19 protein-coding genes and 2 pseudogenes are annotated in these 21,252 nt (G+C 50.2%); 7 read left to right on the forward strand and 14 right to left on the reverse strand.

What is annotated here, in order from left to right; all coding sequences use genetic code 11:
- Nucleotide 1: 1 nt before the first annotated feature.
- Nucleotides 2–714 (reverse strand): annotated as a pseudogene (locus NST26_RS19450) (response regulator transcription factor).
- A gap of 196 nt (nt 715–910) precedes the next feature.
- Here NST26_RS19450 and NST26_RS19455 point away from each other — a divergent pair.
- A complete protein-coding gene (locus NST26_RS19455) occupies nt 911–1,816 on the forward strand; it encodes a serine protease (RefSeq protein WP_340952016.1) in 906 nt (301 codons plus the stop codon).
- Between the two features lie 222 nt (nt 1,817–2,038).
- On the opposite strand, the gene NST26_RS19460 is transcribed toward NST26_RS19455, so the two are convergent.
- Nucleotides 2,039–2,626: a TetR/AcrR family transcriptional regulator gene (locus NST26_RS19460; RefSeq protein WP_340952013.1), complete on the reverse strand. Its 588-nt coding sequence runs from the start codon at nt 2,624–2,626 to the stop codon at nt 2,039–2,041.
- 169 nt (nt 2,627–2,795) lie between these two features.
- Between NST26_RS19460 and NST26_RS19465 the strand changes: the two genes are divergently transcribed.
- Entirely contained in the window at nt 2,796–3,782 is a 987-nt protein-coding gene (locus NST26_RS19465; RefSeq protein WP_340952011.1) for an NADP-dependent oxidoreductase, read from the forward strand.
- A gap of 514 nt (nt 3,783–4,296) precedes the next feature.
- Here the strand turns inward: NST26_RS19465 and NST26_RS19470 are convergent.
- Nucleotides 4,297–4,755 carry a DUF6756 family protein gene (locus tag NST26_RS19470; RefSeq protein WP_340952009.1) on the reverse strand — a complete coding sequence of 153 codons (459 nt, stop codon included), beginning with the start codon at nt 4,753–4,755 and terminating at the stop codon, nt 4,297–4,299.
- Nucleotides 4,756–4,764: 9 nt separating this feature from the next.
- Nucleotides 4,765–5,220 (reverse strand): CPBP family intramembrane glutamic endopeptidase, encoded by a 456-nt coding sequence (locus tag NST26_RS19475; protein WP_340952006.1) that lies wholly within the window; start codon nt 5,218–5,220, stop codon nt 4,765–4,767.
- 470 nt (nt 5,221–5,690) lie between these two features.
- Here NST26_RS19475 and NST26_RS19480 point away from each other — a divergent pair, with 470 nt between their 5' ends.
- Together NST26_RS19480 and NST26_RS19485 are read left to right on the forward strand one after the other, a co-directional pair.
- Nucleotides 5,691–6,119: a MarR family winged helix-turn-helix transcriptional regulator gene (locus NST26_RS19480; RefSeq protein ID WP_036733420.1), complete on the forward strand. Its 429-nt coding sequence runs from the start codon at nt 5,691–5,693 to the stop codon at nt 6,117–6,119.
- A 22-nt stretch (nt 6,120–6,141) separates the two neighbouring features.
- The gene (locus NST26_RS19485) at nt 6,142–6,780 is read left to right on the forward strand and encodes a nitroreductase family protein (protein ID WP_340952002.1); all 639 of its coding nucleotides are present in this window, start codon (nt 6,142–6,144) and stop codon (nt 6,778–6,780) included.
- 83 nt (nt 6,781–6,863) lie between these two features.
- On the opposite strand, the gene NST26_RS19490 is transcribed toward NST26_RS19485, so the two are convergent.
- The 5 genes from NST26_RS19490 to NST26_RS19510 all read right to left on the reverse strand — a co-directional run bounded on the left by NST26_RS19490 (nt 6,864) and on the right by NST26_RS19510 (nt 13,715).
- Complete coding sequence (locus tag NST26_RS19490) at nt 6,864–8,090, reverse strand: glycoside hydrolase family 5 protein (RefSeq protein WP_340951999.1); 1,227 nt, start codon at nt 8,088–8,090, stop codon at nt 6,864–6,866.
- Nucleotides 8,091–8,144: 54 nt separating this feature from the next.
- On the reverse strand, nt 8,145–8,633 hold the full coding sequence (locus NST26_RS19495) for a hypothetical protein (RefSeq protein WP_340951996.1): 489 nt from the start codon (nt 8,631–8,633) through the stop codon (nt 8,145–8,147).
- 89 nt (nt 8,634–8,722) lie between these two features.
- Nucleotides 8,723–11,305 carry a glycosyl hydrolase gene (locus NST26_RS19500; RefSeq protein WP_340951993.1) on the reverse strand — a complete coding sequence of 861 codons (2,583 nt, stop codon included), beginning with the start codon at nt 11,303–11,305 and terminating at the stop codon, nt 8,723–8,725.
- Between the two features lie 476 nt (nt 11,306–11,781).
- The gene (locus NST26_RS19505; protein ID WP_340951990.1) at nt 11,782–12,363 is read right to left on the reverse strand and encodes a hypothetical protein; all 582 of its coding nucleotides are present in this window, start codon (nt 12,361–12,363) and stop codon (nt 11,782–11,784) included.
- A 176-nt stretch (nt 12,364–12,539) separates the two neighbouring features.
- Nucleotides 12,540–13,715, reverse strand: a complete 1,176-nt coding sequence (locus NST26_RS19510; RefSeq protein ID WP_340951987.1) for an MFS transporter — start codon at nt 13,713–13,715, stop codon at nt 12,540–12,542.
- Between the two features lie 130 nt (nt 13,716–13,845).
- Here NST26_RS19510 and NST26_RS19515 point away from each other — a divergent pair, with 130 nt between their 5' ends.
- On the forward strand, nt 13,846–14,742 hold the full coding sequence (locus NST26_RS19515) for a LysR family transcriptional regulator (protein ID WP_340951985.1): 897 nt from the start codon (nt 13,846–13,848) through the stop codon (nt 14,740–14,742).
- Nucleotides 14,743–14,752: 10 nt separating this feature from the next.
- Nucleotides 14,753–14,888: pseudogene (locus NST26_RS19520) on the forward strand (Rpn family recombination-promoting nuclease/putative transposase); the annotation flags it as partial.
- Between the two features lie 109 nt (nt 14,889–14,997).
- Here NST26_RS19520 and NST26_RS19525 read toward each other — a convergent pair.
- From NST26_RS19525 to NST26_RS19545, 5 genes are all read right to left on the reverse strand, one after another.
- Nucleotides 14,998–15,849: a MurR/RpiR family transcriptional regulator gene (locus tag NST26_RS19525; RefSeq protein ID WP_340951979.1), complete on the reverse strand. Its 852-nt coding sequence runs from the start codon at nt 15,847–15,849 to the stop codon at nt 14,998–15,000.
- A 61-nt stretch (nt 15,850–15,910) separates the two neighbouring features.
- Nucleotides 15,911–16,963, reverse strand: coding sequence for a DUF871 domain-containing protein (locus NST26_RS19530; RefSeq protein ID WP_340951976.1), 1,053 nt, complete (start codon nt 16,961–16,963; stop codon nt 15,911–15,913).
- Nucleotides 16,964–16,991: 28 nt separating this feature from the next.
- On the reverse strand, nt 16,992–18,410 hold the full coding sequence (locus NST26_RS19535; protein ID WP_339249161.1) for a PTS transporter subunit EIIC: 1,419 nt from the start codon (nt 18,408–18,410) through the stop codon (nt 16,992–16,994).
- A gap of 26 nt (nt 18,411–18,436) precedes the next feature.
- Nucleotides 18,437–19,324, reverse strand: coding sequence for an N-acetylmuramic acid 6-phosphate etherase (murQ, locus tag NST26_RS19540; RefSeq protein ID WP_340951973.1), 888 nt, complete (start codon nt 19,322–19,324; stop codon nt 18,437–18,439).
- 231 nt (nt 19,325–19,555) lie between these two features.
- Entirely contained in the window at nt 19,556–20,041 is a 486-nt protein-coding gene (locus tag NST26_RS19545) for a copper amine oxidase N-terminal domain-containing protein (RefSeq protein WP_340951971.1), read from the reverse strand.
- Between the two features lie 146 nt (nt 20,042–20,187).
- Between NST26_RS19545 and NST26_RS19550 the strand changes: the two genes are divergently transcribed.
- Entirely contained in the window at nt 20,188–21,159 is a 972-nt protein-coding gene (locus tag NST26_RS19550; RefSeq protein ID WP_340951968.1) for a helix-turn-helix transcriptional regulator, read from the forward strand.
- Nucleotides 21,160–21,252: the final 93 nt, after the last annotated feature.

Consider the following 21,252-nt stretch of genomic DNA (forward strand, 5'->3'; position numbering starts at 1 on the left):
GCTACACCTTCCGCACGGATGCCCGGTATCCGAAGCCCCACACCGTATCAATCAGGAGCGTGGAGTGGTGCTCGGCGAGCTTTTTGCGGATTCTTTTGACCACATCATCTACCACCCGGACATCCCCGAAAAAATCATATTCCCACACCTGCTGGATCAGATGCTCACGCCCGAAGGGCCGTTCCAGGTGAGAGGCCAGGAAGAGCAGCAGATCGAATTCCCGTGAGGTCAAACTCACTTCCTCTGTATTCACCTTCACTGTCCGGTAATCCGCGTCAATCTCCACATTCCCGGACTTACAGACTTCCTTCGCCGTTACCACCTGGGAGGTCTCCTTCGCAGCGGCATTACCCGCTCTAGCAGACGCAGCATCGACTTCACCCGGCCCACCAGCTCACGCGGATTGAACGGCTTACTCAGAAAGTCACTGCAGCCCAGCTCCAGCCCCTGAATCCGGTCACTCTCCTCGCCCCGTGCAGAGATCATAATAATAGGAAGCTCGGTGAAGGTGCGCAGTTCGGTGAGCAGTGCCAGACCGTCAATGCCGGGCATCATAATGTCGAGAATCAGGCAATCCGGGTACTCTGTACGGACATGCTCAACCAGCGTGCGGCCATTCGAGAACGAAGTCACCTCGTACCCTTCCTTGCGCAAATATTCCGAGAGCAGCTGTAAAATGAACAGATCGTCGTCTACGACTACAATTTTCGCCATCACTTAATCCCCTCTACCGTCCTTAATCTAGCTCTATCATACAGGGTTATATAGGTAGATAAAAGACAGGACTCGTCATAAGCCCCGTCTTCCTCTTCTTCGAAAAAGATGTGGAGCTCTGTTCTTACATATCCGCAGACTGACCGTCACAACATGTCTCACTCTTCAATAGTATAAAACTAAAGGAGGAGTGATTATGACTCGATGGGTTAGCAGATTCCTCTCATGCTTACTGGCTGTTGCGGTTCTAACACTGGGCATCCATATCGCCGCAGCTTCTGCTGTCAGCAAAGTGTCCATTACATCCACGACGGTCACCAAATCCGGTATCAAGGTCCGGCCTTACACCAGTAACCCGGCATTATCCAAGGAGCAGCAAGAGAAAGAGTATCGTAATTACAAAAATCTGACACGTGTCGTGATGATAGAAAAGTATGTACTGTCCGGTCAAGGGACCAAGACAAAGATTGGCATTGGTGCAGGCTTCATGTTACCTGGCGGATACATTGTCACTAATAATCACGTGGCCCCCGCCAGCTATAATGGGAAGAAATTACGCTTCCAAATTACTTTTTATGCGCAAAAATCGGACGGGTATCTGCTTGGCTCACTAGTAGCTACAGATGTGAAGGAAGACCTCTCCCTGCTGAAGATTGACGCTAACAAAATCCCAAAAACCTATCAAGACAGCTATTTCAAGGAGTTCAATCTTGTGCCGGCGCCCAATGAGAAGGTGACGGTCATCGGACACCCTACTAAGCCAATAGGAAATTCAGACACTCGAAATACCAAGAGGTACACCTGGACACCGCTCTACGGAACATTCACCGCCGATGATGTGGCCGTTATCCGGAAGTCGAAAAATGCATCAACACCCGATGTACACACGCACTCCATGGAATTCAATGTGCAGACCTGGCCCGGAAATAGCGGCAGTGCTGTCATAGATTCGAGCGACAAAATAGTCGGCATAATCTCCTCCACGATCCTCGGTGAACCCCGGTCCTTTGCCACCAGTTCGAAGCTTATCTTGCAGTTCATAGAGAACAACCATTTGTCAGAAGCCATTTTTGGACACGCCGCTGACGGAGGTCAGAGTTAGTTAGATGTATAGATCAAAAGCGGGACTCTTCATGAGCCCCGCCTTCGTGGTTATACGTATGTGGCTGCGGAAGTTTGCAAAGGCGACCTGCGGGAATTCTGTGGAACAAGTATGAGTAAAGTATATGAAAATAGTGTTATAGAATGTGAACGGCGGCAACGTCCTTGCCTCCCACAGATTGAAGCTGTAGCCCGATGCCAGGTTATTAGAGCTTGTGCGTGTCTAATGTCGTTCATGGGTTTCCAGCCCCAAACCGTGCATTACATAGGGTCGAGCAACGTCTACGAGCACATCGGGCCGATTACTCTCCCCGGCATTTAACCAATAATGTGCAGCGCCATAGATGGCTGAACCTGTCATGGCCGCCATGATCTTTATATGATGAATGTCTGCCCCCTGGCAGGTATCCCCCTTCATAAAAATACTTTCTATGGTTTGCTGCAGCATTTTCTTGATTTTGTCATCGACCAGCTTAGCCATCGGATTGGAATCTATTCTGCAGATCCGGTAAAAATCTATGATGTATTGGTGCGTCATTATGATCAGCTGGTCACATATATCGTTCGTAAACTCCTGTGCATTCACCACTTGCTCTGGAATCCTCTCATGAAAAGCCTGTTCTGTGACTTCGTCCAGCAAAGCATATTTATCTTCAAAATGGGCATAAAAGGTGGCGCGGTTAATGGTTGCCTCCTGAGCGATGTCCTTGATGGTGATTGCATCAAATCCTTTTCTCTGCAACAAATCTCTGAACGCTGTTCGAATTAACTGTCGTGTGCGCAATACCCTCGGGTCTTCCTGATTTACCATTCCTATTCTCCTTGTTAAACATCAATGTTCGCAATGTGTTGCCTATGCAACGTTCCTCTAACTCTGGCGGTTGAACTCTCAAGCACGCAATATTATCATCTTATCAAACAGATGTTGCTTAAACAATCTGTGAATAATACTTATTGTTTAATTTATGAGGAGGATCATCATGAAAGCTATTGCTTTGACAAGCTTTGGAATTCCCGAAGCGCTAGAAGAACTGGAAGTACCCGTTCCAGTAATCACCGACACACAGGTTCTCGTCGAAATGCGCGCCTCATCCATCAATCCCGCCGATGTTCTGTTTCGCAGCGGTGCAATTCTTGAGAGTCCGGTGGCTGATAAATTTTCGGATCAATTTCAATTGCCGCTTGTTCTTGGTAATGAAGTAGCCGGCATTGTTAAAGAGGTTGGCGGGAAAGTCCGGCATTTCAAGCCGGGGGATCGTGTCATGGGCATGATTCCGCGAGGTTCCTACATGGACTATGTTGCGATGGAGGAGGATCTACTGGCCGTTATTCCTGAGAGTCTCTCCTTCGAAGAGGCTGGCGCCGCGCCTGCCGTTGCCCTGCCGGCCTGGCAAGCGTTGTTTGAACATGGCCGGCTTCAACCGGGGCAACGCATCCTTATTCAAGCTGGTGCCGGAGGAGTCGGACATGTAGCAGTCCAGTTGGCTAAGCAGCATGGAGCATATGTTATCGCAACTGCGAGGGACTATAATCATGATTTCGTCAAAGGACTCGGTGCTGACGAGGTGATCGATTATACGAAAACCGACTTCGCCACCCAAATTACAGAGCCTGTTGATTTCGTATTGGATGCCGCTATGGACCGCGCCACCTTCGGTACCGGGTTACCGGGAGACATCGGAAGGAAGAACTACTCGGTCATCAAGGATGGCGGGACCTATATTTCAGTGGTGGCATTCGCGCTCAATGAATACCCGAAGGTCCGCGGCATTAACGCCTATTTCTTCCAGGCAAGAGCTAACCGTACTGATTTTGAATCCATTGTCCGCCAGATGCAAGAGAATAAATTGAAAATCTATATCCATGAGGCCTATCCCTTCACTGCCCAAGGCCTTCTTCAGGCGTATCGCAAAAGTGAAGAGCCCACCAAACGGGGGAAAATCATCATATCGAAAAATCTTGGATAAATGCCATGACTGGTGGAATGGGAATGTGTAATCTGCATGAAGAAAAAAGCTGTCCCAGAAGCCATGAAACGGCTGCTTGGGATAGCTCTTTATGCTGGAGTAGATTCGGCGTGAGCACTTGGGGGAGGGGGACGCTCCGATTCGGGCCTCAGGCCTACGTGTGTGCAAATGTATGCTGTTTTCCACATACATTTGGCCCACGCGCCTTCAGCGAACCTATTGTATGCTGTTTTCCACATACATTTGGCCCACGCGCCTTCAGCGAACCTATTGTATGCTGTTTTCCACATACATTCCCCCCACACGCCTTCAGCGAACCTATTGTATGCTGTTTTCCACATACATTCGCCCCACGCGCCTTCAGCGAGTCCATTGTATGCTGTTTTCCACATACATTCGCCCCACGCGCCTTCAGCGAGCCCATTGTATGCTGTTTTCCACATACATTCAGGCCTCAGGCCTGCGCGTCAGCAAATGTATAAAAGGAGCTGTCACTTTTGGGACAGCTTCTTTCCTATCTCATCCATCGGTCAATGATCGGCTGGCCGCTCAGGTGCAGCATGTCATGGTGATCTTCGCAGAGGAGCCATTGAAACTTTTTGGAGATCAGGTAATATTCATTGAGGTGGCATAATTCAGGGATCACCTGGAGAACCGTCGCCCTCTTCCCCTCATACAGCCACAGCTTATCATAACAGTCCTCCGCAATGAACCAGATGTATTCATCTTGGATGATGTCTCTTAGTTTGCCATAGTCTTTGTCTGCGAAGCTGGCGCTATGCCGGGGTTCCTGCAGCCGGTTCCAGCCCCAGTGTAATCCCTGCGTATGATGGGTCTTCACCAGAAACCGTTCTTCAATCTCTCTCAAAATGCGTATCCACTTGTCTTTGCCGACTTCAAATAATCCGCACCGGTCCAGCTTCAGCGTCTTGATTAGTTCTTCGATCTCTGTTCGGACAGATAGGGGATTCACAGGTTCACCTCATTTTCCGTTACATAATGGAGTTCTCATCTGAATCACCTTATATTTGAACAACAGCGTAATCCCCAGATTCATCACAAAATGCACAAGCAGCGGGACCAGCAGATTATGCGTCTGCACATGCACCCACCCGAAGACCAGACTTGGGATGGTGATGTTCAGCAGCATCAGCGGCTTAGTATAGTACTGGACATGCATTCCCACAAACAGCACCGTGGTGATTGCGATAGCGATCCAGGGGTTGGGAAGGTAGAGAGTAAGTACATTTTGTATAATTCCCCGGAATAGCAGCTCCTCGAATAAGGCTCCAGCGAACGTGAAGGCCAAAATCGCTGGCAGCGAGTAGTTCTGATAGCTCTTATTGGTTTCGTCAATGTAGCTGGCGGGCGTAAGCAGGGTTAGGATAATTCCGAACAACAGCAGGCTGATTGTTGGAAGGACAACGTATATTGCCAATTGCAGCGGATTTTCAAAGGATAACAGGTCCTGAAGGGTCAGGACATCGTATACGACAAGGGCAGAGATAACGGCTGCGCTGATTAGCGCGAAGGCGAGGAAAACCAGTACAGCGTCTTTAGGTTAGAATTCTTTTTTGCCTGGTGGCGGGGTCATAGTAGCACGATTCATAGTATAGCTTCTCTCCTTATCTTCCAGTTTCTTATTTCTGCACGGACAACAGATGTATCTAAGTACTCAACAGCCTACTCATATTATCTATGTAAAAGACGGTCTTCCGCAAGTTGCTGGTCACGACAATCATAGGTCAGCATCTGCCGGGTAGCCGCTGAGGGTTCATCCAGACGCCTGGGCGCAATACCGCACAAAACTACAGTAATCCAACGCTTGCTTTTTTGCAGCCCATCCCTTATATTATTTGATGTATCAATGATTGATATGTCAATTAATAAGTTGAGGGGAGGGAATAGATGATCACGGGGACCGATGAGAAGAAGTGTATCCTACAAAAAATGCAATTATTGAATACCCGGATCAGCAGCGCTTTTTCCGGCTGTACCGGCCTTAGCGCCTCCCGCTTCCGACTGATGCAGGAGCTGCTTGTCCATGAAGAAGTAAGTCAGAGCGCCCTGCAGAAATCCCTTGGCATTGACGGCGCCGCTGTGACCCGTCATCTCAAGCAGCTTGAACTATTGGCATTTGTCAGCCGGCGCAACTGTCCGGACGATAACCGCATTACCCTCGTAAGTCTCAATGAGAATGGCCGGCAGCATGTTAATCATTTTTTGCAGGCTAATTCAGAAGTCGTGGAAGGACTGTTTGCCGGCTTCGCTACCGCAGAGCGCCAAGCGCTGGCAGATATGCTGGAGCGGATGTACCGTAATGCCCAGAATCTCTAATCTCTCAAAGGAGCTGTCTAATATGAGCAGTATACAAAAAGTACAAGATTTCATGGAAGTGGTTAAAAGCCGCCGGTCGGTCAAGCTTTATGATTCCTCCTTCAAAATTAGCCGTGAGGAAATGACGCAAATGCTGGAAGAAGCTTCACTGGCCCCCTCCTCTGTCAACTTACAGCCTTGGCGTTTTGCCGTGATTGAAAGTCCTGAAGCGAAAGCCAAATTGCTCCCGCTGGCCAGCTCCAACAGCAACCAGGTGGAGACTTCCTCCGCTGTAGTAGCCGTATTCGGTGACCTCAATTTCCCCGAGTTTATGGACGAAATCTTCAGCGACACGGTTGCCTCAGGCTATATGCCACAAGAGGTGAAAGAGCAGTTCATGTCTGCCTACTTGCCCCTCCTGCAAAACTTGTCCTTGGAACAAAAACGCGATACCGTCTTAATTGACGCCGGTCTGGTGTCCATGCAGTTCATGCTGGTTGCCCGTGCGCACGGCTACGACACCAATCCCATAGGCGGATACGATAAAAACCAAATTGCCGCTGCCTTCGGACTTGATGCACAGCGTTATGTGCCGGTCATGTTAATCTCCATTGGCAAAGCTGCGGCCGCCGGTCACCCTTCCACCCGTCTGGCGGTTGAGCGCACGACAGTATGGCACTAAGCCGTACACAGCAGCGGCACCAAAGCAAGAAGCGCTTGGGATGATCCCAAGCGCTTCTTGCTTGTATACCGGCGGAATCCTCTTTATTGCATCCCCTGCATAATGGCATTGATAATGCCTTGCTGGGTGACAGTATTGTTATAACGGTTGAACAGGGCGAAGCCGTGCTGGCCGTTATAGCCATTGTCCCAATAGACGGGCACAGCCTTGTACTTTTTGGCGGTTGCGGTTACGGCTTTGGCATAGGCGGCGCGGTAGATATTATTGCTTGAATCGTAGGATGATTTGTCAATGGAACCGAATTCTCCGATCACCACCGGGTAGCCTTGGGTCGTGAATTTGTTGTACATGGATTGGAGCTGCGAGTTCAGGTAATCCTCCTGTCCCCAGGTGGATTTCTTGGCAGGGTTCGTCGCTGACGCTCCCCACTGCGTGATATTCCCCGATTCTTCACCGGCAAAATCCCAAGGGGAATAGTAGTGGGCGGAAATCATGATTCTTCGCTCAGAAGCTGGGATGGTAGAGGATCTGTAGGTGTCGGTTGGGAGTGCGAAGCCGTAATTACCCGCCGTATAGTCGATGTTCGTATTCCAGCCCGGAATCAGCAGCCATCTGGCACTATTGTTGCCGCCTGTCTGTCTGACCGTATCCACAAAGATCTGATTGTAGGCGTTCAGGTTGGCGTAGTACGCCAGATTCGGATTGTTGTAGTTGCCGTCAAACACCTCGTTCATCGACTCCAAAATAAGCCGCTCCCCATAACCAGCGAACTTATTCGCGATCTGCTGCCAGACCTTCTGGTACTTCTGCTTAATGGCGGTCTGGTTGCCGCTGTTCACCAGGAGCCAGCTGCCCTGAACGGAATTGAAGCCGTCCCCGTGAATATTAATGACGACATACAAGCCTTCATTGTAGGCGTAATCCACGACTGCCTTAACGCGGTCCAGCCATGCCGAGTTGATCGTATAGCCGGGGGCGCTCCCGATATAATTCAGGTAGGAGACCGGGATACGGATCGTTTTGAACCCGGCTGCCTTGACCTTCTGGATCAACTGCGGCGTAATGGTCGGGTTATTCCAGGCGGTCTCACTGGGGATCCCGTTCACCGAAGCTTCAAGCGAGTTGCCCAGATTCCATCCGGCCCCCATCTCGCTGACGATCTGCGAAGCTTGCAATGATCTGAAGTCCGAGGTCAGCGCAGCTGACGCCTCTGCCGCAGATGCGCGGGAACCCGTGCTGCCGAGCAAGGTGGAAGCTAGTAATACTAATGCTAGGCTGTAGACTCCGCATTTTTTGATTTTGGTTAACATATTAGTACCTCCTCTTATAGTAATTGCGTCACACGAAAACGGTTACAAGTTTATTCATTGACGATGAAGTGGCTTGGATTGCATTCTAACGATCAGGCAAGACAGAAGCATCGCTATGGAAATCCCGAACATCAAAATGTATCCATTATAAAACAGAGTATTTGTATATTGATTAATCCAGCCGAAACGAAAAACTATGGAATCCTTATCATTTGTGAAACCGTTTAAGTTTTGTTTTAAGGCACTGATTTTGTTTAGTTCGCCAAAAATAGTAACCCCTAAAGTGACTATTGCAAGAGCTGGAATGACTATCCCCGTGATTGCCTGTGGCTGCTTTCTTAGAGATTCAACAGATTTCAAACCTAAGTTTACGAGGAAAATCGCAAGCAATATCAGGCTAAAAATCAAAACTACTATTCCGGGATTCCCGTTACCTGATGTCCCTTTCCCAAGTCTATACTTAATAGTCGAAATATCGACCGCAAAAATACAAAGTACATTTAACGCCAGCAGTATTATTGTTGACCTATACCTTCTTATCAAAAGAACACCTCCGGTATAATGAATTCCCCGCTAAATACATAATTTTATTACTTAGCGGAGAATGGGTCAACAACTACGGTTGAGGGCGTTTAAGGCTCCATCCCCCACACCAGCTGCCCGTTCACATATCCCGTAACCTGCTCATGATCGGTGAACTGGGTACCGGCGGCGCGGAAGGAATAGTCGTTGGCCTGATTGTAGTTGGACCAGTTTACCTTAGCGAAGCGGGTCTGGATCTCGGCACTCTGGCCGGGGTTCAGGGCTCCGGCGGCACTGGTGAAGCCAATCTCCAGAGCATAATCGGCACCCGCGGCCGGGGTATCCAGCTTCACGAAGGTCCCGGTGACGTTCGCATTTCCGATGCTGGCCCAGTCGGTCCAGAAGCTCTGCTGCTGCTCGCCGTCAATCGTGTAGTAATACCGGAGCTTCACATCGCTGAGCTGGACCGGTGCATTCCCGGTGTTGATTACTTTGAACTTGGGTGCGATTCCATTGGTCGAAGCACCGGTGCTGCCGTTGTAGGCCTGGATGGTCAAGTCGCCTGAAGGGAGCGGAACGCTGCTATCCTCTACGTTCACAGTAAGCACAACCTCTGCTCCGCCGCTAAAATGAAAAGTGATCGCATGCTGACCGAGCGGCAGCGTGGAGAGATAAGCTTTTTTCAGAACAACCGCAGTGTCAGTGGCCGTGTAATCCTGGCCGGAGACAAGGCTGTAACTGCCTCTCTTCAGGCTTGTCAGCTGATGCCCCTGTAAGGTAAGCGCTACAGAAATATCCTGTGCAAGATTCGCCGCCCGGTCAAACACCGCATGGTTTGGTGAGATGGAAGCACCTGGCGTTGTATCGATGACTTTTACTTTTAACACGGGATCTTGTCCCTGATTGAAATCCAGGACGATCGAATGCTCGCCAACCGGCAGCGTTGCCAGGAACGCCTTAGTGAGCAGCAATGTATTCCCGGTTATAGTATAGTCCTGGTTCTCGGTCAACACGGTGGTGCCGGATCGAAGAGCCGTTAACGTGTTGCCGTTCAGATTCATAGTGATGGTCTGGTTGGTCTGATGCGCCGGGGCTTTGTCAAATTCGATCATGGATGGTGTAATGGTGGCGCTCGGATGAGGGTTATTTCCCTTCAGATCCGGCAGCTCGTCGAGCGTAATGACATAATCACTCTGGTACAGAGTGGTCAGCGTAGCCGGATAATTGAACGCCGTACTCATCAGATGCTCTCCATACCATGGCAGGAAGTAGAGCCAGCCTGCTTTTTCATCGATAAGATTCTGCACGCTGGGAACAGTGTCGTTCTCGGTCATGGCTACCATCTTCTTGCCGCCAGTCAGATCCACCAGCTGATAAAAGGTCGAGCTAATCGCGTCCTCATTCGGCACGCCGGACAGTCCGTCATAGCGGTTGTAGATGGTGTTGTATTTATCGTAGCCGACAATATCCACCTGATCATCCCCTGGATACCAGGCCGGAGAAGTGCTGTACACATAACTGTTATAGGTCCAGATCAGATTGTGCAGGCCGTAGGTCTCCGTAAGCTCGGTATAGAGCTGATCCCAGAGCTGCTTGTACACCTCTGCACCTGCCGAAGCCCACCAGAACCACGCGCCTTCCCCGTTCAACCCGCCGTTGCCTTCTGCCTCATGGTAAGGACGGAAGATTACGGGAACATTGTTGTCCTGTAGAATCTGCAGTTGCTCTGCCAGATCCTGAATGGCCAGTTGCAAGTATTGGTACTCTTTGGTCCCTGGAATCACAGCATTAGCAGTATTGAAATTGGTCTCGGTCGGCTTGTAGGTGGCTTCCTTCCAATCGACAAACTCCCCAAGCTGATAGGCGGTGAAGTTACGGGGAACGGTAAGATGCCAGCTATTGGTCGCAATCCCGCCCTTGTTATTCACCCAGTCGATCATGCGGGCGGTAGTGCCGTCCTCCCAGCCATACAGCGGATTATAGTTCATGAGGTCGAACCCGCGGACTGCCGGATATTTGCCGGTCAGGTTGTGAATCCAGTCGAATTCCAGCTCGGAGTTGCCGTCATTCCCTCCGCCGTAGATCTCCTGCTGGCCCGAGAGCATGTGCTTCCCGTACACCTCCGTCAAATAATTCATCAGGAGCTGCGTTTCGGGCGTTGCCTGAGCGTCAGAGAGAACGGGCTGCACAATCAGGGGGTCCAGGTTCGCATGATCCACCGTTAAGGCGTCGAAATAAGCGAATCCCCAGCCTGCTTTGACCTGAATGGTATTGCTGCCTTGATTCAGCTTGTGATAGCCAAAGTTGAAATCCTTCCATGTAGTGGTGTAGGGCAGCATATACGAACCCTTCGCAGCACCGTTAACGATTAATGCCTGCTGTCTGCCATCCGGGCTCAGCTCCTGCATATACCGGGTCGAGATCGTATACATGCCGGTTGCCGGGACAGTTACGGTGTAGGTTAGCATACCGGAGTTCTGCATCCAGACAAAACCGCTTCCCGAATAGCCGGGCTTCGGCGTTCCGTAAATCTGGGTCGTCACTTGCAAATCCGGGGTGAGCTGGGCATTCTCGCTTTCGATGGTGATCAGTGCGGGGTCAGCGTGGGCGGTACGCGGCGGTGCCGTCAAGCCTCCAAGCAGCAGTGTACAAGCGAGCAGCATGGTTCCTGTTCTTTTGAGCCATTTCTTCATTTTCTTCCTTCCTCCCCATGAACAAAATGGTAAAACCTTGGTTAACCTATCAGATCATGGTTGCGCTTTCATAGCAAAGATAGCATGTATTCCATAATTTGTAAATACAAATTAGCAAGTATGCTCAACGGGATGAATTGCAGGAGGAATGGAAGGTTAAGTTCATCGTGCGGTGAGAGAATGGGGAGGGAATCTAGTGGAAAAAGTACAACTAATCGAGCGTCCATGGCGTACTTGGGGGTAGCAGTTGGATTAACAACACTTAATTTGTGCAAATCCAGCCGATTTCATAGAATACATGGAACTAGGTGCCTTTTTTCCAACTGCTTCTTGAAAAGGGAGCGGTTCGGCCGAAACAAGTGCTCTTTATCCAACTGCTATGTTCTCTAGTGTGTCGGTTGCAGGGAGGGCAGCTCTCCGGCAGCTCTCCGCGATTCTAACGAAAGCTTGTCCTACCAGAATCAGCCCTCCCCTGCTCATGGTGCAAAAACCTCCGGGTTATCGCTCCGCCAAGCGCCGATGCAGCCGATTAGGCAGGCGATATAGGTTCGTAGCACTCTACCTTCTCTGCTATACTCGTATTCTAATGCGATGTTTATTCCCTCGCCCCGCCAGGCGATAATGCGGCCGGAAAATCCGGGCCATTCACATTCTTCGTCCAGCTGCGCAGGACCATAGACGGCAATCGCTTCCTCAGGCGAAGAGTTCATCGTAATGCCTTCAGGTAAAATAACAGGATAAGGTAGTTCGACGCCCGAACCAGGGGGAAGGAAGTGGATGGCGCCGATGATCCATTCAGCGGGATTCGTATACTGCAGTCCGGTCAGCTCATTGATTTTGGGGATACGGTAGAGATCCATCCTCAGAGATGCTTTTGCGCACGGGATCATGGTGTCGTTGAAATAGCTCTTCGGCGCAGGCATTCGCTTAACGCCATAGGGCTTAAGCACGGCTTGGACCCTCTTGGGGTCATACGGCTGGCCCAGCATGCCGATAAGCTGAACGGCCGGCTCTTCCACCCTATCTACATCCACATCCACATTCATATTCATATTCATATTCATGTCCTCCTCTTCACCTGGCTTGTACTCTGGTCACCCGTACCCATTATAACAAATAACGCACTCCAGGGCATATCTCAAGGAGCGCGCTAACGTGTCATTATCTTCTCTTTAACGCCACAGCCATCCCTTCAAGGGTTACTTGGCATTCTGGAACTTCAGGCCGTCGGCATTCAGCTCGAAGCCGTACTCTTCCTTAGAGCGTTGCCCTCGCGGGAGCTTCTGCCTATCATCAGTTGTACCGCGATCATAAGTACAGTGATCACAGCCATGCCGATCAGCGCGGGCTGGAATGAACCCGAGGCATCGTAGATACGTCCAACCGCGAGCGGTCCCAAAGCTCCGAGAAAATACCCGCCCCCCTGATTAAGCGACGACCAGGAGCTGGCCTCTTCCGCCCGTTCCGTCATTAAGAGCGGCAGCATTAGAGCCAGCGGGAATAATCCGCCAGCGCCAATGCCGAGCAGCACTGCGCTCAGCAGCGGTGAGGCTGAGCCCAGAAGGAGCAGCAGTCCGCTTAGCTCGAACAGACTGCACAGCACTAGCCATAACGTGCGCCGCTGGAATCTGGCAACAAGGATCGGCACAAGGATGCTTACCGGAATCTGTATCAAGGTGAAAAGTGTGAGCAGATTGCCCGCTTCATGCTTGCTATACCCCATGGATGCTGCCACCGGCGCCAGCCAGGCCGTCAGCGAATAGAAGATGCTCGCCATAAGACCGAAGAATAGGGTCAGCAGCCAGGCTCTGCCGTTAGCCAAGGGCAGCCGGGCATGTACACTCTGCTCCTTCAGCGGCTTGGACCGCGCGGCAATCCTCCACCAGACAGGGAGAGCGGCGAGCGACAAGAATGCCCATAGTGCCAGGGACAGCTGCCAGGAATTGTCCAGCCAGGTATAGACCGGAACAGCCAGCCCGGCTGCGAGTGAAGCACCCATCACCATTGAGGCGGAATACACACTGACCATAGCCGAGCGGCCGGGAAAATAACGCTTAATGAAGCCGGACAGCAGCGGTCCGGCAATTCCGATCCCTACGCCTGCTGCCAGCGCCGTCAGAATGAGACCGGCGGATGAAGACAAGAACCCGCGTGCGGCTGTCGCCGCCCCGATCAGCACCATAGCTCCGAAGATCGTGCGCTCCAGACCGAAGCGCCGGCTGATGCTCACGGCAAGGGGTGCAAATATCCCCATACACAGGACAGGCAGTGTTGTCATCAGACTGGCCTGCAGGCTGTTCATCCCCAGATCACTCTGAATGTTACCCAGCAGCGGTGAGACCGAAGTGATTACCGGACGCATATTTAATGAGGCTGCCAGCAAGGCAACGAATAATAGTAAGAAAGGCATTTCCATCACTCCATATCAGTATTTTGTATTTAGCCTGAGTATACGGCGATGTCATATATTGATCAATACTATTGTTTATATTATTATAATAGTAATTTACTATGATCTTATGCTGAAAGAAGTGAATTTCATGGAAACCCGCCACCTGCACTATTTCATGGCCGTCTGCGAAGAACTGCATTTCACACGCGCCGCTGAGGGACTGGGTATCAGCCAACCGACACTAAGCCAACAGATTAAAGTACTGGAAGGTGAAATAGGCATGCCCCTGTTCGACCGGATCGGCAAAAAAATCGCTCTTACCGAAGCGGGGTCCCTCCTAAAGGACTACGCAGCCCGGATGATTCAGAATGAGCAGAATGCCAAGGCAGCGATTAATGAGCTGCGCTCCGACAACCGCGGCATGATCCGGCTTGGGGTGCTGCCCTCTGACCTGGACTACCGTCTAACCCCGATGCTGGTTAAATTCCATGCCGATTTTCCGAATATCCGGCTCCAGGTCTTCGCTTCAACGCTTATTCAACAGGAGGTGCTGGAGAACAAGCTGGACATCGGCATCTGCCTTCCGGGTCCGCGTGATTCCATGCTGACTCAAGTGGACCTGGGCTGGGAGCCTTATCATCTGATTGTCCGCGAAGATCATCCTTATGCCGCGATGAGCCACATTGAGCTGTCCTCGCTTCAGCACATCCAGCTTGTGATGTATCCGCGCACCTACATCGGCAGAGAGCTGGTGGAGAATACCTGCCGGGAAGCTGGCTTCGGACTGGAGCCGATAATGGAGACCGGATCAGCCACCTCGCTGCTTCAGCTGGTCAAGGCCGGGATTGGCGGCACCATACAACCGCGCGGACTGCTTGAGGGCATGGAGAACAGCGGACTTTGCTCCATTCCGATCCTGAATACTGCCCCCTGCCGCAACCTCAGACTGATCTACCGGGCCGACCGCTACATCAGCCATGCCACCCATACATTCATCAGCAGCCTGCGCCGGTTCCTGATCGACAATCTCCGGCTTGAGGAATGAGCAATATCATTTCCTGAAGGGTGCCGATACATCACACTGGGAGGTGCTGAAGATGAATGAGCCGGGACTGGAGAAGGCGATGGATACCTTGCAATATCTGGAGTCAGGATTCAGAGGCCAGACGATTGTATGAATTCTTTGAGAAAGTAAAGAATCTGGGAGCATCCTATGGGCGGGTGCCCCAAAATAAAAAGCTGTCCCAAGCAGCCATTGCATGGCTTTTAGGACAGCCCCTTTTTATGCAGAGGTTCAACATTAGTCATTCAAAACTTCAATCATCTGCCTTGTCTTCGCCAGCTGCGCCACAGTCAAATCATGCTGGGCAGAAGCATATACGCTAAAGACAATATCAAGCACAAATAATTGGGCGAATCTTGAGCTGGTTGCCGCACTGCGAAGTGTGGCTTCCGGGGCACGTGATGTAAATAAAGAAACATCCGCCAGCTGGGAAAGCTTGTTATTTCCAGGTCGGGTAAGGCTGATTGTTCTGATCCCATGCTCCTTGGCCCGTTTGGTTAATTGAATGACCTCGCCCGTTTCCCCGCTATACGAAATCCCCCAGAAGACAGCATTCTCTGATTTCGTAGCCATAGCTGCCGCCAATAAATGACGGTCAGAAATAGCATATACATTTTTGCCGAGCCGCAGCCATTTCTGTGCCGCATCCTCTGCAATAATGAAAGACGCCCCTATCCCATACACATAAATAACCTCTGCCTGCTGTAACAGGCTCACGGCCTGCTCAATCGAATGCGCGTCCAGTTGACTGGCCGTATTCTGAAAGGTCAATATGGTATTGGACAACATTTTATCAATGATAGAATGCACCGTCTCATTAGATTCAACATCAAAGTAGCCGACATAACTCGTGTTCTCTACTTCAGCGGATAAGCGGATTTTGAGCGCGGGGAAGCCCTCGATGCCCAGCGACCGGCAAAAACGGACAACCGCCGCACTGCTCGCCTCCGCTTTAGCCGCTAACTCATGTATGCTCATATGCATCACTTCTTTAGCATTGGCAAGAATGTACTCCGCTACTTTTTTTTCGGATTCCGGCAGTTCATTTAAGACCAGTTCAATTTGAGAAATCATGCTTCCTGCTGCCAAGTTCTAAACTCCTCTCCTCAGTCTATTCTCCTTATTGTAACAAAATAGAGGGGAGTAATCATTAAGTAGCAGCTGTGAAACTAAAGCGTCTTCCGCCTTGTCTGACGTAGTCTAATAGAGGAAGGTCCTCTTCTATCACATGACCAATCACATTAACCGCTTCATGTGCCGGCAGATCTCTTAGTGTGATCTGTAGCTCATGCTCATAACGGCCATACAAATAATTATCTACGGTAATCGTTCCTCTGGGCCGCTCGTTCGTATGCATAGGCGCAATACTTCGGGTCATTCCATAACGTTCCCGATCTGTCCGTGCACTCTCAGAGCGAATCACATCACGGGCAGCGTCCAAGCGGTTCCGGTGGACCTTATCCCATAAGGCATAAGGTAATTCTTGGGTTACCCGCAAAGGAATAACCCCTTCCTCATACCGCTGAAATTGAATCTGAGACCCTTCTGAGAGGGTTAAATCGCCAACGAAAATTTTGTCCACGGCACAATCTTGCTCTAATTCCAGGTATGCCAGAAAAGAAGAATGATTCCGGTGCTTCTCTAAGGTAGGCAGACTTTGAAATAACGGTTTTCTCTTCAGCCCGTCTCCCGGAATAAAGGCCATCGTCGTAATCCCTTCGGCTTGCAGCCACCTGTTCTTCGCTATGAACGATTCTTTATCCAGACCTGTCTCCGGGCGGGGATAATAATTATGCCAGGCTTCAATGTTCTCAAGACAAATATGATGCTCTTTTAAGTCAGCCAAGAACTCTGGGGTTAAGGTGCTGGCATTTAAGGCAATTTTCAGTTGTTGTGAGCAGGCTGCAATTTCATCGGCGCTAAATCCAAAATCCATCCGCAAACCTGTAACACCAGCATCCAACAGAAAGGGAAATGAAAATTTCTCCAATGCTTTTCCGGAAATATCCGCCATCAGGTCCATTCCTAACCGCCGGGCAGCCTTTGCGATCTCCAGCAGCTTCTCCTTCAATGCTCCGAACTCATCTTCCGGCATATGAAGAGAGGTGAATATTTCGGTACAGCCTGCAGCCTTCATGTGTTCCATATACTTCACGTTGTCTTCTAACGTGCGGTCCGCCGCAAAAATTGAAATTCCGAGCACTGGAATCACCTCAATATCTCAGGGTCGCTTAATCCTGTTCTGCCATAGCCTCTTTGGGTGTACCGAAGAGATAAGTCGCGATAAATCCGCCAGCGTAAGCTGCAATTAAGCCTATTACGTATTTCAGCCATAATCCACCCGCAATCAAGGGAATTAACGCAACTCCGGAAGGACCAATAGCAATGGCTCCTACGTTACCGAATAAACCGATGACTGCACCACCAATCCCGCCGCCAATACAAGCTGTAACAAACGGCCGGCCCAGCGGTAAAGTAACCCCGTAAATCAATGGCTCGCCGATTCCCAGAATACCGACCGGAAGAGCGCCTTTAATCATGTTCGTCAATGATTTATTCTTCTTGCAGCGAATCCATAAGGCGATGGAAGCTCCAACCTGACCTGCCCCAGCCATAGCCAGCATCGGAAGCAGTAGCGTCATCCCTGAATCATTGATCATCTCAATGTGAATCGGCGTCAATACCTGATGCAGCCCTAACATCACAAGCGGCAGGAACGCTGTTCCTAATACAAAGCCTGAGAATGCTCCTCCCACTTCTAACGTCCAGTTAATCGCTCCGATTAGATTACTGGAGATGAATCCGGCGAACGGCATGATGAAAAAGATTGTAATCAGTCCTACGGCCAGCAAGGCAATTGTAGGTGTAACGATAATATCAACCGCATCAGGAATCACTTTACGCAAATATCTCTCCACGATGGACAGAATCCATACAGCGATGAGAACGCCAATAACCCCGCCTTGACCCGGTGTCAGAGGTGTACCCGTAAATATATTAGTAATGGTCAGGTCCGCTGTAACCCCTGTTAACAGTGTTACCCCGCCGATTACTCCCCCGAGAGCAGGCGTAGCTCCGAATTCTTTGGCAGCGTTAATACCGACATAAATCACCAGGTAACTGAAAATCGCATTTTTGATGACATTTAAGATCGTCACATATTGCTGCCAGGTTGCTGTGTCTAAATTACCCGCTGTCATATTGTTCGTCAGAATGGAGCCAATACCGGCAATTAATCCGGCTCCCACGAATGCAGGGATAAGCGGGATGAATATATTTCCGATCTTCCGCAAAAAGTTTTTGAACGGCGTATCATTCTTCTTTTTTAGCTGCGCTTTCATTTGTGCGCCTTTGGCCTGTAATTGTTCAGCCGAAGTTGACGGATCGCCCTCAGGACTGCTTGCTTCCAACACTTTACCGAATTCTTCAGCGACTTTGGTAACAATTCCCGGTCCGAGAATGACTTGATAGGTTTCATCATCTACTACTCCCAGAACCCCGTCGATTTGCTTCAAGTCCGCTTCAGCGATCCGGCTGCGGTCCACAACGGTTACACGAAGACGAGTCATGCAATGGGTGTACTCGGATACATTTGCACGGCCGCCGATGGCCCCTAATATGTTGACCGCTAAATCATGATATTTACTCATGTTGTAGCCCCCTTCTTCTTATCGTATTATTGAATCGCCTGACGGACGAAGCCTTGTGATTCTTCCAGCCGCTGCACAGCTTCTTCCATAGTTAGCCCCGCAAGGATCATCACAATGGCAATCTTCGGCTTCTGATCTGCCTGCTTCAGAACACGCTCTGCCGTTTCAGCGTCACACTCAGTCGCATCCATCACAATCCGTTTGGCACGTTCTACAAGCTTTTCATTGGTCAGCTGTACATCCACCATTAAATTTCCATATACTTTGCCCGTACGAATCATCGAAGCGGTGGAAAGCATATTGCAGATTAATTTCTGCGAACTCCCCGCCTTCAAACGTGTTGACCCGGTTAACACTTCAGGTCCGTTTACGACTTCAATCGCAATCCCGGCAATTCTGCCAATCGCTGAATCTTTGTTGCAGCTCACAGCTACAGTGGGTGTTCCAATAGAATTCGCATATTCTAATCCGCCGATCACATAGGGTGTGCGTCCACTGGCGGCAATGCCGACGACAACATCTGAGGCTGTCAGCTTAATATCTTGTAGATCCTGCACCCCTAATTGTTCATTGTCCTCCGCACCTTCGACGGCTTTGATAAATGCTCTCTCTCCCCCGGCAATTAGCCCGATGACCTCCTCAGGTGCTGTTCCAAAGGTTGGCGGACATTCAACAGCATCCAGCAGGCCGATACGTCCGCTTGTTCCAGCCCCCATATAAATTAAGCGTCCACCTTGTCTGATCGCCATTGTAATCACTTCCACAGCTTCGGCAATCTGCGGAATGACTTGTTTCACAGCTTGTGCGACCTTGTGATCTTCTTCATTCATCACTTCCAGAAGCTCAAGCGGTGTTAACTCATCCAGGTTCATGGTCTTCTTATTGCGGGTCTCCGTTGTCAAATGCTCTAACATGATTTCCATCATCCTTTTCCGTTTATGAAATCGCTCTCTAAATGCAGAATACCATTACTGAAATATTATTTCAACATAATTATTATTTTATTAAAATTAAATATCAATAAGAGATTGAACACATACAAAAACAAACCCCTGCGATGCACACAGGAGCTTGTTCATGTATCCTTCTTCTATATTTTCCCCTTTACGCCTCCAGCAAACCCCGCCTAACCGATATCCAACGGATCAATTCCGAATTCCTTGTAGAGGATAGCTGATGAACGCTTCACGTTTATTGGCATTCCAGTCCATTGTGCCGCCAATGGCATCATTAACGAACCGCAAAGGTATGTATAGCTGCATATTCACTTGCTGGAAGGCAGCGGAATAAGTGATCTGCTTCCCGTTCACAGTGGCAATCCGGCTACCGATCTTCATGCTGCCTGTCGTGAACAGGTTGTTAATGGTGATCATCCTCGTATGTTCATCATAACTAATTGTAGCCCCGCTGACATATAGCTTGTCCAGTGAGAGCATCACGGTACCATTCATCAGTGTGGCTCCCCCTGCGGAGGTAGTGATCGGCGAGTTATTCAGATAGATATGAATCGCGGGTAATTGGGCGGATTGGGTGGAACCGGAAGCTGCGGCAGCCGGGGCCGGGGAATGAGCAACACCCGTGACCAGAACGCTAAGACCAATAATCTGCATGATTTTTTTAAAAGTGATCATAAAGTGCCCCCTCCTCTCTCAGAAAATACCATATTCCACATCATAGCATAAAGCGGATGGAACAGCAGAATATTACATGGTAGACTGAGAAAAAAATGCCCGCATTCATCAGTTGGATGAAAAGCGGACCTGGGAGAGAGCTTCAATTGGCAAAATGGGATAATATGCTGGCTATGCTATGGATGCTGCGGTCCGGCAAAAAACTCACTGCCGCACAGATTGCGGACAGTCTGGAAATCAGCGTCCGTACCGTGTACCGGTATATCGACGCGCTTGGCGCCAGCGGCGTCCCGGTGGTTGCCGAATCTGGACATGACGGCGGAGTCCATATTCTGGAGAGCTTCAGTGAGACGCCCCTGTTCTTCAACACGCTAGAGCTGAAGGCACTGGTAGATGCTTATAAATTCGCGGTAGGCGCAGGTTATCCTTATGCGAAGGAGCTGGAGAGCGCCCTCAAGAAGGTGGAGAATGGATTGCACGAAGAACAGCGCCATGACTTGTCGCTGCTAACCAGCGGCCTCGATGTCATTGCCCCGTCCCGTCCGCCGTCTGTCGTCCCTTTGCTGCGGGAGCTGGAGCTGGCTGTGAAGGCGGGACAGACCATTCACCTCACCTACCGGAAAGAGAATGCTGCACAGGATGAAGAGCGCGAAGTCGATCCGTATGGTCTGGCTTACGACCGTTCGGAATGGTATATGGTTGGATTCTGTCACCGGGCACAGGCCATACGGACCTATCGTGTGGACCGTATTGTCAATCTTGCATTAACGGAAGCCTGCTTCCCTAAGCCGGAGCCCTTCTCGGTATCTGCCTATTTCCGCAGCCAGCTGGAGCCGGAACATGAGGAAAACGCCCTTCTAGTCGTGATCCGTATCGAAGGGGAGCCGGATACGCTAAACAAGCTGTGCAGCAATTGGCATCTGCGTCACTACTTGACGGAACGGACCGACCGGGAGGCGCGGTTCCTGCTCGATGTTCCGTCCATGAACAAGTACCTGCCCAAGTATCTGTTAAGCTTCGGTACTTCCGTTCGTATTCTGGAGCCGGTGGAGCTGAAGGAGCAGATCCAGGAATTGGCCTGTGCGATTAGCAGACATTACATGAACGATGCGGATTGAACTTCACTGACAGCCCTAATCCAAGGTCCCCCTTAGAAGACCCTGCCAAATGAAGCAGCTCCTGCGGCATATTCGCTGCAGGAGCTGCTTTTT

The sequence above is a fragment of the Paenibacillus sp. FSL R7-0128 genome, assembly GCF_038002245.1.
GTDB lineage: Bacteria > Bacillota > Bacilli > Paenibacillales > Paenibacillaceae > Paenibacillus_AQ > Paenibacillus_AQ silagei.

Bases quoted from the DNA above. Each gene is read 5' to 3' on its own strand.
- NST26_RS19455 (WP_340952016.1), top strand. From the start codon at position 911: ATGACTCGATGGGTTAGCAGATTCCTCTCATGCTTACTGGCTGTTGCG.
- NST26_RS19460 (WP_340952013.1), bottom strand. From the start codon at position 2,626: ATGGTAAATCAGGAAGACCCGAGGGTATTGCGCACACGACAGTTAATT.
- NST26_RS19465 (WP_340952011.1), top strand. From the start codon at position 2,796: ATGAAAGCTATTGCTTTGACAAGCTTTGGAATTCCCGAAGCGCTAGAA.
- NST26_RS19480 (WP_036733420.1), top strand. From the start codon at position 5,691: ATGATCACGGGGACCGATGAGAAGAAGTGTATCCTACAAAAAATGCAA.
- NST26_RS19485 (WP_340952002.1), top strand. From the start codon at position 6,142: ATGAGCAGTATACAAAAAGTACAAGATTTCATGGAAGTGGTTAAAAGC.
- NST26_RS19490 (WP_340951999.1), bottom strand. From the start codon at position 8,090: ATGTTAACCAAAATCAAAAAATGCGGAGTCTACAGCCTAGCATTAGTA.
- NST26_RS19500 (WP_340951993.1), bottom strand. From the start codon at position 11,305: ATGAAGAAATGGCTCAAAAGAACAGGAACCATGCTGCTCGCTTGTACA.
- NST26_RS19505 (WP_340951990.1), bottom strand. From the start codon at position 12,363: ATGAATATGAATATGAATGTGGATGTGGATGTAGATAGGGTGGAAGAG.
- NST26_RS19510 (WP_340951987.1), bottom strand. From the start codon at position 13,715: ATGCCTTTCTTACTATTATTCGTTGCCTTGCTGGCAGCCTCATTAAAT.
- NST26_RS19515 (WP_340951985.1), top strand. From the start codon at position 13,846: ATGGAAACCCGCCACCTGCACTATTTCATGGCCGTCTGCGAAGAACTG.
- NST26_RS19535 (WP_339249161.1), bottom strand. From the start codon at position 18,410: ATGAGTAAATATCATGATTTAGCGGTCAACATATTAGGGGCCATCGGC.
- murQ (WP_340951973.1), bottom strand. From the start codon at position 19,324: ATGTTAGAGCATTTGACAACGGAGACCCGCAATAAGAAGACCATGAAC.
- NST26_RS19545 (WP_340951971.1), bottom strand. From the start codon at position 20,041: ATGATCACTTTTAAAAAAATCATGCAGATTATTGGTCTTAGCGTTCTG.